This window comes from Aeromonas sp. 604443, from assembly GCF_049170315.1.
In the GTDB taxonomy this organism is placed as follows: domain Bacteria; phylum Pseudomonadota; class Gammaproteobacteria; order Enterobacterales; family Aeromonadaceae; genus Aeromonas; species Aeromonas veronii_A.
Map to the genome: position 1 here is coordinate 210,001 of NZ_JAAKMI010000003.1, position 16,246 is coordinate 226,246.

At 60.5% G+C, this 16,246-nt stretch carries 13 protein-coding genes; all 13 read left to right on the plus strand.

The window, feature by feature from the left end:
• Positions 1-865 precede the first annotated feature (865 nt).
• The 13 genes from tssB to tssA are packed head-to-tail and all read left to right on the plus strand — an operon-like array spanning position 866 to position 16,233.
• Positions 866-1,369: a type VI secretion system contractile sheath small subunit gene (gene tssB, locus G5380_RS06555; protein WP_421205362.1), complete on the plus strand. Its 504-nt coding sequence runs from the start codon at positions 866-868 to the stop codon at positions 1,367-1,369.
• A 37-nt stretch (positions 1,370-1,406) separates the two neighbouring features.
• Positions 1,407-2,888: a type VI secretion system contractile sheath large subunit gene (gene tssC / locus G5380_RS06560; protein WP_421208634.1), complete on the plus strand. Its 1,482-nt coding sequence runs from the start codon at positions 1,407-1,409 to the stop codon at positions 2,886-2,888.
• A 6-nt stretch (positions 2,889-2,894) separates the two neighbouring features.
• Entirely contained in the window at positions 2,895-3,326 is a 432-nt protein-coding gene (tssE, locus tag G5380_RS06565; RefSeq protein WP_421208636.1) for a type VI secretion system baseplate subunit TssE, read from the plus strand.
• A 3-nt stretch (positions 3,327-3,329) separates the two neighbouring features.
• A complete protein-coding gene (gene tssF / locus G5380_RS06570) occupies positions 3,330-5,096 on the plus strand; it encodes a type VI secretion system baseplate subunit TssF (RefSeq protein WP_421208638.1) in 1,767 nt (588 codons plus the stop codon).
• Positions 5,060-6,058, plus strand: coding sequence for a type VI secretion system baseplate subunit TssG (tssG, locus tag G5380_RS06575; RefSeq protein WP_421352547.1), 999 nt, complete (start codon positions 5,060-5,062; stop codon positions 6,056-6,058). The genes tssF and tssG overlap by 37 nt, the downstream gene beginning before the upstream one ends.
• A 39-nt stretch (positions 6,059-6,097) precedes the next feature.
• On the plus strand, positions 6,098-7,333 hold the full coding sequence (gene tagH, locus G5380_RS06580) for a type VI secretion system-associated FHA domain protein TagH (RefSeq protein ID WP_421221381.1): 1,236 nt from the start codon (positions 6,098-6,100) through the stop codon (positions 7,331-7,333).
• Positions 7,333-7,848, plus strand: coding sequence for a type VI secretion system lipoprotein TssJ (gene tssJ, locus G5380_RS06585; RefSeq protein WP_421208642.1), 516 nt, complete (start codon positions 7,333-7,335; stop codon positions 7,846-7,848). The genes tagH and tssJ overlap by 1 nt, the downstream gene beginning before the upstream one ends.
• A 2-nt stretch (positions 7,849-7,850) precedes the next feature.
• Positions 7,851-9,185, plus strand: coding sequence for a type VI secretion system baseplate subunit TssK (gene tssK / locus G5380_RS06590; RefSeq protein WP_421312587.1), 1,335 nt, complete (start codon positions 7,851-7,853; stop codon positions 9,183-9,185).
• Between the two features lie 23 nt (positions 9,186-9,208).
• The gene (gene icmH / locus G5380_RS06595) at positions 9,209-9,988 is read left to right on the plus strand and encodes a type IVB secretion system protein IcmH/DotU (protein ID WP_421352548.1); all 780 of its coding nucleotides are present in this window, start codon (positions 9,209-9,211) and stop codon (positions 9,986-9,988) included.
• Positions 9,989-10,008: 20 nt separating this feature from the next.
• A complete protein-coding gene (gene tssH, locus G5380_RS06600; protein WP_421352549.1) occupies positions 10,009-12,651 on the plus strand; it encodes a type VI secretion system ATPase TssH in 2,643 nt (880 codons plus the stop codon).
• A 2-nt stretch (positions 12,652-12,653) separates the two neighbouring features.
• The gene (locus G5380_RS06605) at positions 12,654-14,192 is read left to right on the plus strand and encodes a sigma-54 interaction domain-containing protein (RefSeq protein WP_421352550.1); all 1,539 of its coding nucleotides are present in this window, start codon (positions 12,654-12,656) and stop codon (positions 14,190-14,192) included.
• Positions 14,192-14,797, plus strand: a complete 606-nt coding sequence (gene vasI, locus G5380_RS06610) for a type VI secretion system-associated protein VasI (protein WP_421352551.1) — start codon at positions 14,192-14,194, stop codon at positions 14,795-14,797. Before G5380_RS06605 ends, vasI begins: the two co-directional genes overlap by 1 nt.
• A gap of 8 nt (positions 14,798-14,805) precedes the next feature.
• On the plus strand, positions 14,806-16,233 hold the full coding sequence (gene tssA, locus G5380_RS06615; protein WP_421254943.1) for a type VI secretion system protein TssA: 1,428 nt from the start codon (positions 14,806-14,808) through the stop codon (positions 16,231-16,233).
• Positions 16,234-16,246: the final 13 nt, after the last annotated feature.

Genomic DNA, 16,246 nt, shown 5'->3' on the forward strand with positions numbered 1-16,246 from the left:
CTGGTTGTGCCTCTCATTACGTCCCATCTCCCCGGTGAGGGAGCCCTGCTCTGGTGGCTTGAGCGAACGGATCGGTTCTCTGGTCAAGGCTCATATTTATTCCCGGTGCCATACCATGCGCTTGGTGAATGATGGTGACATTCCTCTGCCTCTGCTCACCGGGCGCATCGTCAAAACAGACGAGGGTGCTTGGGCTGATTTTCACAGCCAATCCTGCTTGACTCCAGCGTTAGCAGGGAGTGCTCACATTGACTGATGTCATCTGTGGTGACGGTGTTGTGGCTTGCTCTCAGATATATTAAATAAGGGATGTAACGCTAATTACTGTTTGTTAATAGCGTAATTTTTACTTATCTGTCTCTGCCATTTTTGGCCTCTTGTTTCACGTAAGATTATTCTGATTATTAGGCTGTAATTTCCGGTTACAATTTTGTTCAAGACCATGCCATCTACCAGGGTCACATACCCTTGATTCATATATGTCAGAATTTGTCGTATATGAATGTGCCGAGAACGATAATGTACCTGACAAGGCACCACTAAAGCTTCTGGCGCTGAAAATCTTTATTGAAAATCGCCATGTCATTGATTTTATTTGTTTTTTTGTTTTGTTTTTGATGATGCGGAGTAACGCGTGTGCTTTACCAGTCTCAAAAGAAATAAATATGGTCTTGAGAGGGCTGGTGCCGTGCGGGTCGTGCTGTGGCGGCTTATTGATATGTCGTCAAATATTAAAGTTATTACTCTGGATCATCCCTTTTTAATATCGGCCTTGCTTCAACTGTAATTTATTACAGTTGTTGCCAGTACTATTGGCTATAAGCTCTGCCCTTCTTGATAAAACCTCAAAATCGGGTACTAGAGCATGGGAAAAGGAATTGATGGCGCTACTGTCGCGCCCAAAGAGCGTATAAATATCAAGTATGTACCGTCGACTGGTGGTCAACAGGGAGAAGTAGAACTTCCCCTGACCATGATGGTGGTCGGCAACATGAAAGGACGCACCGAAGATACCCCCATCGAGGAGCGTCAGACTGTCTCCATCGACAAGAATAATTTCTCATCTGTCATGAAAGAATCGGCATTGGAACTGAACTTCACCGTTCCAAATCGTCTGGAAGAGAACAGCCAGGACGAGCTGCCGGTTTCGATCAAAATCCAGTCCCTGGAAGACTTCACTCCTGACAATGTGGCCCAGCAAGTGCCCGAACTGCGCAAGCTGCTGGAGCTGCGTGAGGCGCTGGTTGCCCTGAAGGGGCCGCTCGGCAATATCCCTGCTTTCCGCAATCGTTTGCAGGATCTGCTGTCCAGTGATGAGGCTCGTGAGCAGTTGCTCAAAGAGCTGGATTTGATCAAGCCAGTCGAGTGATCGGCGGGTTGTATTGACTGAACGAGAAGGAACAAACATGTCTTTGGTCGAAGAACAGGTTCAAGCGGGGGCGAATGCCGCCTCCTCGTCCTCTTTGCTGGACGAAATCATGGCACAAGCACGCATCACGCCGGTTGATGAGGGTTACAGCGTCGCCAAGCAGGGGGTCGCAGCCCTGATCGCCAACATTCTGGATAGCGGTACTGCCAGCAGTCCGGTCAACAAGGCACTGGTGGACAGCATGATTGTCGAGCTCGACAAGAAGCTCGGCAAGCAGATGGACATCATTCTCCATGCCAAGCCGTTGCAGGAGATGGAGTCCTCCTGGCGCTCCCTGAAGTTGCTGGTGGATCGCACCGATTTTCGCGAAAACATCAAGATCCAGGTGCTGCACGCTACCAAGGAAGAGCTGCTGGAAGATTTCGAATTCTCACCCGAAATCACCCAGTCCGGTCTCTACAAGCATGTCTACTCCAGCGGTTATGGTCAGTTTGGTGGTCAGCCGGTGGGGGCCGTGATCGGTGATTACGCCTTCACCCACAGCGGACCCGATATCAAGCTGATGCAGTATGTCAGCGCCGTCGGCGCCATGGCTCATGCCCCCTTCATCTCTTCCGTTGCACCGACCTTTTTTGGTGTAGACAGCTTTACCGAGCTGCCCTCCATCAAGGATCTGAAATCGGTATTCGAAGGGCCGGCCTACACCAAGTGGCGCGCCTTGCGTGAATCGGAAGATGCCCGTTATCTGGGACTGACCGCACCGCGCTTCCTGGCCCGTCTGCCGTATGACCCGACCGAAAACCCCATCAAGGGCTTCAACTATCAGGAAGATATCAGCTCGGATCACAATCACTATCTGTGGGGCAACACCGCCTATCTGATGGGCACCTCCCTGACTGACAGTTTCGCCAAGTACCGCTGGTGCCCGAACATCATAGGCCCGCAGAGCGGTGGTGCGATCCACGATCTGCCGGTGCACGTCTATGAAGCCATGGGTCAGCTGCAGGCGAAGATCCCGACCGAAGTGCTGATCACTGACCGTCGTGAATACGAGCTGTCGGAAGAGGGTTTCATCACCCTGACCATGCGCAAGGACAGCGACAACGCCGCCTTCTTCTCTGCCAACTCGGTGCAAAAGCCCAAGGTGTTCCCGAACACCAAGGAAGGACGCGAGGCCGAAACCAACTACAAGTTGGGCACCCAGCTGCCCTATATGTTCATCATCAACCGCCTGGCGCACTACATCAAAGTGCTGCAGCGCGAGCAGATCGGCTCCTGGAAGGAGCGTCAGGATCTGGAACGGGAGTTGAACAGCTGGATCCGGCAGTTTGTGGCCGATCAGGAGAATCCGCCGGCAGAGGTCCGCAGCCGTCGTCCGCTGCGCGCCGCCCAGATCAAGGTGCTGGATGTGGAAGGGGAGCCGGGCTGGTATCAGGTCGCCATGTCAGTGCGCCCGCACTTCAAGTACATGGGGGCGAGCTTCGAGCTCTCTCTGGTAGGTCGACTGGACAAGGAATAAGGCCCGATGCCGTATCTCTCTTCCTGGGATAGAGGAAATGCGGCCAGCCTGTTCGATCGCATACGGGGGGAGGGGCTGAGCCCTTCTCCCCGTTCGGAGGTTGAGGAGTTGGTTGATTCTGTCAAGCGGCAGCTCGAACAGATCCTCAACACCCGTCCCGGCAATTGCCGCAGTGCTCCCGAGCTTGGTGTCATCGATCTCAATGACGCCACTCAGGGCAGTGCGGATATCAAGGGGCGGATCCGCGAAGCGATCCGGCAATGCATCCGTCGTTATGAACCGCGGATTGTGCATGTGGATGTCCGTTCACCCGACTATCAGGCGAGTCCGCTCGAGATGTCGTTTCAGGTGACGGCCCACGTGAGGCTGGAGCATATCGAGCAAGTTACCTCGTTCAACGTCCAAATGGACAGTCACCGCCACTACCGCATGGTCTGATCAATGTCGCTGGAACATTACTTCAGGGATGAGTTGGCATTTTTGCGCCTGCAAGGGCGCGAATTTGCCGATAGCTATCCCGAACTCACCCGTTTTTTGTCGGAGCAGAATACCGACCCGGATGTGGAACGCCTGCTGGAAGGCTTTGCGTTTCTCACGGGCAACCTGCGCGCAAAAATTGAAGACGAGTTTCCCGAGCTGACCCACGGTCTGCTCAATATGCTCTGGCCAAACTACCTGCGTCCCGTCCCCAGCATGACTATCATGCAGTTTTCGGTTATTCCGGGGGCCATCGCCCAGCCCGCGCTGGTGAAGCAGGGCTGCCAACTCGACAGTCTGCCTATTGACGATGTGACCTGTCATTTTCAAACCTGCCACGATGCCTGGGTCTATCCGGCCGAGATGCGCGAGGTGACGGCGCAAAGTGGCAACGATCTCTCAACCATCTCGCTCGATATTGCCCTGCATGCCCCCTTGCTGCTCAGTGAGTTGCAGCTGGACAAGCTGCGCTTCTTCCTCGGTGGCGACAGCTACACCGCCTATGAGCTCTACTTCTGGCTCTCCAACCAGCTCTCCCATATCGAGCTCGAGATCGACGGCAAGCGCTTTCGTCAGGAGGCCAAGGCCCTCAAACCGGTCGGCTTCGAGCGCGACGATGCGCTGTTGCCCTATCCGAACAACGTCTATTCCGGCTACCGGATCCTGCAGGAGTATTTCTGCTTTCCGGAGAGCTTCCTCTTCTTCGAACTCTCCGGTGGCGAGTGGCCCAAACAGCCGCTGCCGGTGAGTGAATTCAAAATTCATTTCTGTTTCGACCGGCCCTTGCCGGCGGAACTCAAGATCCGTCCCGACTCCTTCATGCTCAACTGCGTGCCGGCCATCAACCTGTTCCAGCACGACAGCGAGCCGGTCAATCTCAACGGCCGTCAGGCGGAATACCCGCTCAAGGCGAGCTATCGCTATGCCGACAGTTTCGAAATTTTCTCGGTGGATCAGGTTGAAGGTTGGGTCGAGGGCAATCTGGGGCGCTCTCGGGGCACGCCGCGCATCTATCAGCCATTCGAAAGTTTTCAGCACCAGATAGAGCGGGCCAAGCAGCGGCTGGCACTCTACTACCGGGTGCGGGTCAGGGAGTCGGTGAGTGGTGATGGTTTCGAGCACAGCCTCTCGTTTGTGCGGGGCGATGAAACCACCACGGTCGACCTCGATGAATCCATCTCGGTGACGCTTACCTGTACCAACCGCTCCCGCGCCGCCCGCCTCAAGGTCGGCAGCATCTGCGTGCCGACCGGCAGCTCGCCGTCGTTTGCCACCTTCCGCAACCTGATCCGGCCGACCCGGCCGCTGCGCCCGGCACTGGATGGCAGCCTGCACTGGACCCTGATTTCCAACCTGTCGCTCAACTATGTCTCTCTGCTGCGCCGCGATGCCCTGGTGCAGGTGCTGCGTACCTACGACTTTCCCGCTTTGCACGACAAGCAAGCAGAGCAGGCGTCGCGCAAGCGGCTGGCGGGGATCGAGGAGATCGAGACCAAGCCGGTGGACAGACTGGTGCGCGGCATGCCGGTGCGGGGGCTCAAGTCGGTGCTCTCCATCCGCCAGTCCGCCTTTGGCAGCGAAGGGGAGCTCTATCTCTTCAGCACCGTGCTGGCCCACTTCTTCTCGCTCTATGCCAGCGTCAACGCTTTCCACCTGCTTGAGGTGGTCAATCTCGATAACAAGGAGCGCTATCAGTGGCCAGTCCAGATCGGTCAGCACTCCCTGATGTGAGCGCCGCCAACGAGGCGCCCCGTTTTAATTTCTTCCAGCTGGTCGAGCTGCTCAACCGGCTCGATGGCGCCGATCAGGAGCGTGGTCTCGACCACCTGCCAAGTGACGAGAATATTCGTTTCAAGGCGACCGCATCGCTGGGGTTTCCCACCAGTGACGTGCTGCAGATTGGCCGCGACGAGAAGGGGCGCCACGAGCTGGAAGTGGCCTTTCTGGGTCTGCACGGCAGCCAGTCGCCGATGCCGGGGTATTACCTCGACTCATTGGCGTGGGAGTACGCCCAGGGTGAGCAGAAGCTCGGCCTGTTTCTGGATTTCTTCCACCACCGTCTGCTGACCCTGCTGCACCGGATCTGGCGCAAGTATCGCTACCACGTCCGTTTTCAGGACGACGGTGAGGATGGGTTCTCCCGCCTGATGTTTGCGCTGGTGGGGCTTGGCAACGACGCCGTCTGCCAGAGCCTGCCGGTCAACCGCGCCAAGATGCTCTCCTATGCGGGCATGCTGGCCAGCCCCAGCCGCTCGCCCGAGGTGGTCGCCGGTCTGGTGGCCCACTGCTTCGATCTGGCGGATGTAGAGGTGAGCGCCTGGCAGTGGCGCAATGTGCCGATCCATCCGGAGCAGCAAAACCGCCTGGGCGGTGCTTGCGCCACTCTGGGGAATGACTTCGTCATCGGTGACAAGGTCAATGATTGTGCCGGCAAGTTTTTATTGAAAATCAATGATCTGAGTTTTAGCCAGTTTCTCGGATTTCTCCCGAACGGGGAGCATTTCCACGCCTTGGTGACCTTTGTCTCCTTCATCTTGCGCGATCAGCTGGCCTGGGATCTGCGGCTTGGCTTCGGTCAGGAGCAGGCCAAGGGGCTGAGATTGGGGGAGGAGCAGAGTGCCCGTCTGGGGTGGAGTACCTTTCTCGGCCAACCGCCGAGTGACCCGTTCGTGACGATCTGTGTACAGGAATAAGCACAGAAATTCAGTGTAGGAATACGTGCAGGAGTGAATGTGGACGACTTTAACCAGCAACTATCTCTGGTGGTGCTTAACAGCGAGCAGCTCGACGGCAGCCAGCAGGTGCAATATCGCTTCGACGAGATGGGAGGCACCCTGGGCTCCTCCGAACAGGATGACTGGCAACTGCGAGACAGGTTGGGTGCGGTGATGCCGGCCCATGCCCGGGTCGAGCTCAATGACGGTCGTTTCTGCCTGTGCGATCTCAGCGGCCAGACCTACATCAATGGTGCTACCTCGCCCATCGGGCGGGCTCGCAAGGTGCATCTGGAGCAGGGAGACGAGCTGGTGGTCGGCCCGTTCCGGCTGCGCGCCTATCTCGGTGCCATTTCCCCCGAGCAGAGCCTGCAGCAGGTGCTGGGCAACCGTCCAACCGAACAGCTTGACGAGTGGCTGGCCAGCGATCCCCACCACACCCAGACCCTGGATGATCCTCGGGCCCTGGCAGTCGATCCCCTGCTGGCATTGCAGCAGGAGCGTGCGGCTCCTGGCCCGCTGATGGATACCCAGCCGCAGGCTCAACCGCATTTTCAACCGGATATGGACACCGTATCCCTCGCTCCATTTTCTGCCGTCGAGAACACCATGAACCAAGAATTTCTGGATATGCCCGCCATCGAGAACCACCCCGACTTCCAGCCGCTGGAGGGCGTTGATCACGTCGCCCTGACCCCGCTGATGCGCGGGCTGGGTCAGCCGTTGCAGTTGCAGGACACCCGACAGGCCCACGACATGCTCGAAGAGATGGGCAAGACAGTGCGGGCCATGGTGGAGGGGTTGCTGCAACTGCAAAGCGATCAGGCGGCGCTGGCAGACAAGCACCTGCGCCCCATCGAGGACAACCCTCTGCGCCTTGGCCTCGATTATGACGAGACCCTGGCGGTGCTGTTTGCCGAGCAGAAGAGCCCGGTGCACCTGAGCGCACCGGCCGCGGTGGCCGAGAGCCTGCACAACGTGCGCATCCACCACGTGGCAAACCAGCAGGCCATCAGTGCGGCGCTCGACAGCATCCTGCAGGCCTTCTCACCGGAAGCCTTGCTCGGCCGTTTCGAGCAATACCGCCGCAGCGGCGCGCCGGGTATGGCTGATGAGGGGTGGGCCTGGAACATGTATCAGCACTACTACCGTGAGCTCACCTCTGCCCGTCAGCAGGGGTTCGACAAGCTGTTCCATCAGGTCTACGCCCAGGCCTATGACCAGGCCGTGCGTCAGCAACAGGGACTGATTTGATGATACGTGCACTGTGGTTTGGGGCCTGTCTGCTGGCCCTGGCCGGTTGTACCACCATGGGCAAGATGGCCGATGTGGTCATGAACCCGGATGTCCAGGTGGGGAGCAACGATGACCAGCCCTCCACCCTGGGGCTCAGCCTGCTGGCGGAGCCTGACGTCAACCCCAACGAGAGCGGGGAGGCGGCACCCATCGAGTTTCAGGTGGTGCTGCTGGCGGAAGATTCCAGGCTGCTCGCCACCGACTACGACCAGGTGACGGCAGATGTAGAGAAGGCCCTTGGCAAGAACTACCTGGATCATCAGGACTACACCCTGCTACCCGGCCAGTTCAAATACCTGCCCCCCGTCAAGCTTGACGAGAAGACCCGTTACATCGGCGTGATTGCTCGGTACGCCGATCCGGACAGCGCCGAGTGGCGCAAGGTCATCAAGGTCAAGAGCAAGGGAACGGCCTATCAAATTCTGGTGCACCTGCGCCTGGATGAAGTGGAACTACAAAAAGAAGAAGAATAATCATGTCGAGTCGAAATCGGGTTATCTGGCGTGAAGGGCTCTTTATCAAGCCCCAGCACTTCCAGCAACAACAGAGACATTCAGATTACGCGCTGCACGCGCGTTTGAGCGCGCTGTCCGACTATTTCTACGGGTTGCAGTCGCTTGCCATCAACGAGGATTACCTCGGCTTTGGCCGCATCGCGCTGGTGGGGGCCACCGGTATCATGCCGGACGGCACCGTCTTCAACATTCCGAACGATGATGTGCTGCCGACCCCGCTGGAGATCACCGATGCCTCGGTGGCCAACCAGAAGGTCTATCTGGCGCTGCCGCTCTCGGTGAGCGGGGTCAACGAGGTCAATCAGGGCGGTCAGGTAGCAACCCGGCTGCAGGCTCATCGCCACGATGTGCGGGATCTCCACAGCGAAGGGGGCGACGTGGTCTCCCTCGAAGTGGGGCGGGTCAGCTTGCGGCTGATGCTGGAGCGGGAAGACCGCAGCGCCTACGCGTCCCTCGCCATTGCTCGCATTCTGGACAAGCGCCCGGATGGCGGTCTGGTGCTGGATCCCAACTTCATGCCCTGCAGTATCAGTGTCTCTGCCATCCCGACCCTCAAGCGCTTCCTCGGCGAGTCGGCTGGCCTCGTGGCCGAGCGGGCTCGCAGCCTCTCCCAGCGCATCGCCACGCCGGGTCAGCAGGGGGTGGCCGATGTGGCCGAGTTCATGATGCTGCAACTGCTCAACCGGGCTCAGCCCCTGCTCTCCCATCTGGCGCGTCTTGGCACCCTGCACCCCGAGCGGTTGCACGAGGCGCTGGTGCAGCTCTGTGGCGAGTTGATGACCTTTACCGACGAGTCCCGTCTGCCCCCCGAGTTCCCCGCTTATCGTCATGACGATCAGCAGGTGAGCTTCGAGCCGGTGATGTTGGCCCTGCGTCAGGCGCTCAGTACCGTGCTGTCGCCACGTGCCGTCTCCATCCAGCTGCGCAAGCACCAGTACGGCGTCATGGTGGCCATGGTCAACGAGAGCGAGTTGATGCAGAGCGCCGATTTCGTGCTGGCAGTGCGTGCCCGCATGCCGCAGGAGCAGCTGCGCAAACAGTTGCTGCAGCAGACCAAGGTGGCGTCGAGCGACAAGATCCGCGAACTCATCAGCCTGCAGCTGCCCGGTATCCCGCTGTTGCCGCTGCCGGTGGCGCCGCGCCAGTTGCCCTATCACGCCGGTTACAGCTACTTCCAGCTCGACCGTCAGAGCCCTGCCTGGCAGATGCTGGCGGTCAGCAACACGCTCGCCTTCCACATTGCCGGCGATTTCCCCGAGCTCGACATGCAGCTCTGGGCCATCCGTAGCCAGTGATCGCATCAAGGAAACAAGCAGAGATGACCACGGACATTATCAACAACGAGCAACTGAGCGACCTGCTGTTCGATCACGCCGAGCAGCTGGACATGGATTCGGACTACTGGTTCCGCCTGCGTGGCCAGAGCATCAACCCGATGATCGATGCGGTGACCCCGCTATTGGGGCTGGTGCAGCGGGTGCGTCTGTTGTCGCGCTACGACCGGGTGCCCGAGCTTTATCAGCGGGTGGTGACCGAGATCCAGGCCATCGAACAGGAGTTGATGGCGCAGGGTTACGAGAATGGCGTCGTCCTCTCGTTTCGCTACATCCTCTGCACTTTTATCGATGAGGCGGTGATGGGGCGCGACTGGGGCAGCCAGAGTGAATGGTCCCAACATTCTCTGCTGGCCCGGTTTCACAACGAGACCTGGGGGGGCGAGAAGGTGTTCGTCCTGCTGGCCCGTCTGCAGGAAGATCCGGTGCGCTATCGCGACATCCTGGAGTTCATCTATCTCTGCCTCTGCCTCGGCTTCGAGGGGCGTTACAAGGTGATGAGCAAGGGGCAAGGGGAGTTCGAGCGCATCGTGCGCCAACTGCACAAGCAGTTGGCCCCCGAGGCCGGCGGCGAGGCACCCAGCGTGTTTCATCTCGACCTCGGTCGGCAGGCATCTCGCTACCAGCTGCGCAAGCAAGTCTCCCTGCGCACCCTGTTTATGGGAGGGGCGCTGATCCTGGCCATCATCTTTGGCCTCTATCACCACCAACTCAATAACCAGACCCAGGACGTACTGCGTCAACTGGGCGAATTATTAAAATAAATACTTAAGGAGAGCACGCCTTGATTCGTATAGAGCTACCGGTACTGGTGGAAAGACTCAACCCCATCTGCCGTCACATGCTGGAGGAGGCAGCGGCCCTCTGTGTCAATCATCAGGGCGCCGAGATCCGCATCGAGCACCTGCTGCTGAAGATGCTGGAGACCCCCCTCAGCGATGTGCGCCAGATCCTCAAGCGGGCCGAAGTTGAGGTTGAAGAGTTAAAGAGCCTGCTGCAACCCTCGGCGGCCGATAACGGTTATGGTCAGGGTTATCCCTCCTTCTCGCCGCTATTGGTGGAGTGGCTGCAAGACAGCTGGCTGCTCGCCTCTGCCGAGCTGCAACATGGCCAACTGCGCAGCGGCGTCATGCTGCTGGTGCTGCTGATGACTCCCCTGCGTTACCTGCCGGGCTCGGTGACCCGTTTGCTTGCCAACATCAATCGCGAGCTGCTGCGCCAGCAGTTCGACGAGTGGGTGAAAGAGTCTGCCGAGACCCAAGTGACTGTTTCTGCCAACGGCACTTCGACTCAGGCCGCGCTGCCCGCCGATGCCAGCCTGCTGGCCCGCTTTACTGTCAACGTCACCGAACAGGCCCGTCAGGGAACCCTGGATCCGGTGCTCTGCCGGGATCACGAGATCGATCTGATGATCGACATTCTCTCCCGTCGCCGCAAAAACAACCCCATCGTGGTGGGGGAGGCCGGCGTCGGTAAAAGCGCCCTGATCGAGGGGCTGGCGCTGCGCATCGTGGCGGGTCAGGTACCCGAAAAGCTGCGCGGGGTCGAACTGATGACCCTGGATCTCGGCGCCATGCAGGCGGGCGCCTCGGTCAAGGGGGAGTTCGAGAAGCGTTTCAAGGGGGTGATGCAGGAGGTCAAGGATGCCGTGCGACCTGTCATCCTCTTTATCGATGAGGCTCACACCCTGATTGGTGCCGGCAACCAGGCGGGCGGCATGGATGTCTCCAACCTCATCAAGCCCGCGCTGGCCCGGGGCGAGCTGCGCACCATCGCTGCCACCACCTGGAGCGAATACAAGAAGTACGTTGAAAAAGATGCCGCCCTGTCGCGCCGCTTCCAGCTGGTGAAAGTGGGTGAACCCAATGCAGGTGAAGCCACCGTGATCCTGCGCGGCCTGCGCAGCATCTACGAGAAGGCCCATGGGGTGCTGATTGACGAGGAGGCGCTGCAAGCTGCCGCTCAGCTCTCCGCCCGCTACATCTCCGGCCGTCAGCTGCCGGACAAGGCGATCGACGTACTCGATACCGCCTGTGCCCGGGTGGCCATCAACCTGACCACGCCGCCACGCGCGGTCAGTCACCTGCAAAACGAACTGCGCCAGCGCGAGCTGGAGATCCGTCAGCTGGAGCGCCAGAGCCTGATTGGTCTGGGTGACAACGATGAGCGCCTCGCCGAGCTGCAAGCGGCCCAGCAGACCTGTCGTGACAACCTGCGTGAGCAGGAAGCCCGATGGCAGCAACAGCAGGGGCTGGTGCATCGGATTGTCGAACTGCGTGCCGCCCTGCTGGCGGATCAGCAGGATGAGATGCTGGCCAGAGAGGCGCTGGATCTCGCCGATGCGCCGCTCGATCCGCAAGCGGCCGCCGGGCAGCTTGCCGGGCTCGAGCGCGAGCTGGTCGAGCTGCAACAGGGTGAGGTGCTGGTCTCTGCCCATGTCGACAAGACCCAGATCGCAGCGGTGATCGCCGAGTGGACCGGGGTGCCGCTTAATCGCATCTCCCAAGGGGAGCTCGATGTGGTGACCCGTCTGCCGGAGTACCTTGGCGAGCTCATCAAGGGGCAGGATGTGGCGGTGGCCCACCTGCATAAACACCTGCTGACCGCCCGCGCCGATCTTCGTCGTCCAGGCCGTCCGCTGGGGGCCTTCCTGCTGGTGGGGCCAAGTGGGGTCGGCAAGACCGAAACCGTGCTGCAGATTGCCGAGCTGATGTTTGGCGGTCGCCAGTATCTCACCACCATCAACATGTCCGAATATCAGGAGAAGCACACTGTCTCGCGCCTGATCGGCTCGCCGCCCGGCTATGTCGGTTTTGGCGAGGGGGGCGTGTTGACCGAAGCGATCCGTCAGAAGCCTTATTCCGTGGTGCTGCTGGACGAGGTGGAGAAGGCCCATCCGGACGTGCTCAACCTCTTCTATCAGGCGTTCGACAAGGGCGAGCTGGCGGATGGGGAAGGGCGGATCATCGACTGCAAGAACGTGGTCTTCTTCCTCACCTCCAACCTCGGTTTCCAGACCATCGTCGAGCATGCCGAGCAGCCCGATGTGCTGCTGGATGCCCTCTATCCGGAGCTCGCCGCCTTCTTCAAACCGGCCCTGCTGGCGCGGATGGAGGTGATCCCCTACCTGCCGCTCGGTCACGACACGCTAGTGCAGATCGTCGGTGGCAAACTCAACCGGCTGGTCAAGCTGCTCAAGGAGCGTTTCGGTGCGGAGGTGGTGCTGGAGAGCGAGGTGGCCGAGGAGATCCTGCTGCGGGCCAACCGCAGCGAGAACGGCGCGCGGATGCTCGAATCCGTCATCGATGGAGCCCTGTTGCCGCCGGTCTCCCTGCAACTGTTGCAGCGCCTCTCGGCCGGTGAGCCCATCAACCGGGTGCGCTTCTCGGTGGCCGATCACCAGTTTGTGGCTGAGGTGGAGGGCTGACCATGGAGCAAGCCCTCGCATTCGCCCTCGCGCTCACCTCGCAACGGGATGAACAACATCTCTGCCACTGGTGGAGCTCGACCCTCAATGCCAGCTTCCAGCCCAAAGGACTGCTGCTTGGCATGCTGGACGTGAGCGGCCGCCAGCTGGAGTGCAAAGGGTGGGTCAAGGGGCAGGAGGTTGCGCTGGCGCTGGCGGTGGATGATTTCTCTCATCCACTCGCCTATGTGCTGCACAAGGCGCAATCCCGCACCTGGGATTCCCTCCATGGCGGTGCCCGCATTGAGCACGCCGGTTTTCGCTCACTGCTGGCCAACCTTGGCCAGCCGTGCGGCCTGCACGCCTTTCCGCTCAATGATGGCAACGGCAAGCCGTTTGCCGTGCTGGCGATGATGGACAGTGGCGATGTGTTGCAGGAGTGGGCGGCTCGCCCCGAGCTGGCCAGTCTGGCGCAGGTCTTTTGCAACCAGCTCACCCTGATCCGCGATCTGGGGCGTAGCCGCCGGGATCAGAACGTGCTGCGCGACTCCCTGCGTCAGATCAAGGGGGAGGGGGAGCGCCAGCGCCAGCACGAGAAGTTGCTGGGGGATCAGCTGGTTGGCCAGTCGGCGGTGATCCGAGGCTTGCGCGAGCAGATCGCCCAGGCGGGCCAGCACAAGCTGACCGTGCTTATTCAGGGAGAGACCGGCAGTGGCAAGGAGGTGGTCGCCCGCTTGGTGCATCAGTGCTCCGAGCGTGCCGCCAAGCCGTTCGTCGCCATCAACTGCGCCGCCATCCCCGAGAATCTCATTGAGAGCGAGCTGTTCGGTTATCAGAAGGGGGCCTTCTCCGGCGCCCTCTCCAACAAGACCGGGCTGGTGGCGCAGGCCAATGGTGGCACCCTGTTTCTAGACGAAGTGGGCGATATGCCCGCCGCCATGCAGGCCAAGCTGCTACGGGTGCTGGAAACCCGCAGCTACCGGCCGCTTGGGGCAGAGCAGGAGTATCACTCCGATTTTCGCCTCATCGCGGCCACTCATCAGCCGCTGACCCGCCATGTGGAGGAGGGGCGGTTCCGTGCCGACCTCTACCACCGTCTCTGCCAGTGTCTGCTGCTGATCGCCCCCTTGCGCGAGCATATCGAGGATGTGCCGCTGCTCTGCCAGCACTTCATGGCCCAGTTTGCCGCGCAGGATGACAAGGGACTGGCTGGTTTGCAGCGCAAGTTCCTCAAGCAACTGCAAAGTTACGATTTCCCCGGCAATGTGCGCGAGCTGCGCAATCTGCTGGAGGTGGCCTGTGCCCACACCCGTCATGGTGAAGAGGTGGGGCTTGGCGCCTTGCCGCCGGAGCTGCGGGATCGGGTCTGTGCCGAGCTGCCGGATGCGCTGGATGATTACAACCATATCCGCGATCTGCGCCGGGCCATGCAGCAGTACGAGGCATCGGTGATTGAAGCGCGCCTGCGCTACTTTCAGGGCAATCGCATGCTGGTGGCCGAGAGCCTCAATATTCCCAAGCGCACCCTGGATCACAAGTGCCAGAAACTGGAGGTGAACTGATGAGCATCATGGGTTTGTTGCCCCTGCTGCTGGCGACCGGCAATGTGGTGCCTCCCCTCGATATGGCGGCATGGCAAGCGTGTCGTCGCGAGCCATCCCCTCTGATCCGGCTCGCCTGTTATGACGCCCTTGGCAATGAGGCGACGCCATCAGGCAGCAAGGAGAGCACCAAGTCTCCGGCCTGGCTGGCGATAGCGGAGCAGGAGTTGGCCCGAGTGCCGGATAGCTCACCCTTCCTGTTGCGACAGGATGAGGAGAGTGGCACGGCGGTATTGACCCGTCCGGCCCTGCGCGGTGCCACCCTGGCGATCGGTTGTGTCAACAGCATCACCCATATTCGCTTGCGGCTGGATGCGCCGTGGCGCGGGGAGAGTGTCGAAGTCGCGCTGGATGGACAAGCAACTCGCAGCAGTCAGAGCTGGTTTATCCGGGATCAGGGATGGCTGCTCGAATATGGCCGCGGTCTGCCCGCCATCGAGGAGCTCAAGCGCTGGCAGGGCCATCGCGAGCTGCAGGTGCGGGCCGACAACGGCGCCCTTCTGCGGGTCGATTTGAGCGGCCTGAAAGAGGCGCTGGCACCGCTGCGTCAGCAGTGCCGATGGTAGGGGGGAAGATGAGCTATCAACACCCTTGGTGTGCACGCCTGCTCACCAGCCTGCCGGATGAACAGATCAGAGGCGCCGTGCTGGCCGACGAGCCGCGCTGGGACTATGTGGAGACCGAGCTGGTCAAGCTGGGCTCCCTCGCTCACAGCCAGGTCGATCTCAATGCGGTGGCCGAGGCCTGCCTCGGCTTGCTGGAGAGCCGCACCAAGGATATGCGGGTGCTGGCACAGCTGTTGCGCTGCCTGCAGCACCCCGCCAAGGCGACCCCGATGGGGGCTGCGCTGAGCTTGCTGGAAGCCTGGATCAAGGCTTACTGGCTGTTGGCCTGGCCCGGGAATGCGACCCAGAAGCAGCGATTGATGGTGCAGATCATCAAGCGCTTCGAGGGTGCCCTGCCGAGGGTGAGCGAGAGCGCCTCTGCGGCTGAACTGGCGCAGTTGCTGGCGCAGGCAGAACAGCTGGAGGCCGTCTGGCTGGCCCAGTGCCCTGACAAGGGGGAACTGCTGGATCCTCTGGTGATGGGGTTGAAGCGGGCCCAGCGACAGCAGGTTGTCCAGGCTCAGGCTGATTCCGCTGGCCAACCGTCGAACAGCTCTGTCTCGGCCTCCGCCAGCGCAAGCAGCATGGCGAGCGCTATGGTGCTCAGTGGCAGCAGCAAGGGCTCCGGGGTCGAGATTGACAGCTCCAACGATCGGGCATGGCGACAGACCCAGCTCAAGGTGGCGGAGCTGCTGATTGAGCGCCAGCCAGAGGTGGCTATCGGCTATCGGCTGCGTCGTCACGCCATCTGGGCCGGCATCACCACCCCGCCGATAACGGCGCAGGGGAACAAAACCCAGCTGGCCTCAATGTCGGCAGACATGGTGGATGAATATCGCGCCGCCATGGGCACGCCAGATCTGGCGCTCTGGCAGCGCATCGAGCAGAGCCTGACGCTGGCCCCTTACTGGTTCGAGGGGCACAGGCTCTCGGCCGAGGTGGCCCAGAAGCTGGGATATGGCGCGGTGGCGCAGGCGATCATGGCGGAGCTGGATGCGTTTTTGCAGCGCCTGCCAGCGCTGCGGGATCTCACCTTCAGCGATGGTTCCCCGTTTCTCTCCCCCGAGTGCAGCCGCTGGTTGCAGCCTGCCAAGAGCAGTGGGGGCGGCAGCGGACAGGCCGAGCTGGCCGAGGAGGTCGCCTTGCGTCATGGGGAGCAGGGGATTGCCGCCGCGCTCGCCCTGCTTGATGAACGGATGGCACAGATGAAAGAGCCAAGAGCCCGCTTCCATGCCTTGCTGGTGCAGGCGGAGTTGTTGGAGCAGGAAGGCATGGAGGCGCTTGCGCGCCAGCAATATCAACACTTGTGGCAAGAGGCGGAGCGCCTTGGGTTGTCTCAGTGGGAGCCCGGGTTGGTCAGCCGCCTGGCCCCCTATGCCACCCATTTGCCGAAATAAGTGCCGAAATGAG

Bases quoted from the DNA above. Each gene is read 5' to 3' on its own strand.
- tssB (WP_421205362.1), top strand. From the start codon at position 866: ATGGGAAAAGGAATTGATGGCGCTACTGTCGCGCCCAAAGAGCGTATA.
- tssC (WP_421208634.1), top strand. From the start codon at position 1,407: ATGTCTTTGGTCGAAGAACAGGTTCAAGCGGGGGCGAATGCCGCCTCC.
- tssE (WP_421208636.1), top strand. From the start codon at position 2,895: ATGCCGTATCTCTCTTCCTGGGATAGAGGAAATGCGGCCAGCCTGTTC.
- tssF (WP_421208638.1), top strand. From the start codon at position 3,330: ATGTCGCTGGAACATTACTTCAGGGATGAGTTGGCATTTTTGCGCCTG.
- tssJ (WP_421208642.1), top strand. From the start codon at position 7,333: ATGATACGTGCACTGTGGTTTGGGGCCTGTCTGCTGGCCCTGGCCGGT.
- tssK (WP_421312587.1), top strand. From the start codon at position 7,851: ATGTCGAGTCGAAATCGGGTTATCTGGCGTGAAGGGCTCTTTATCAAG.
- icmH (WP_421352548.1), top strand. From the start codon at position 9,209: ATGACCACGGACATTATCAACAACGAGCAACTGAGCGACCTGCTGTTC.
- G5380_RS06605 (WP_421352550.1), top strand. From the start codon at position 12,654: ATGGAGCAAGCCCTCGCATTCGCCCTCGCGCTCACCTCGCAACGGGAT.
- vasI (WP_421352551.1), top strand. From the start codon at position 14,192: ATGAGCATCATGGGTTTGTTGCCCCTGCTGCTGGCGACCGGCAATGTG.
- tssA (WP_421254943.1), top strand. From the start codon at position 14,806: ATGAGCTATCAACACCCTTGGTGTGCACGCCTGCTCACCAGCCTGCCG.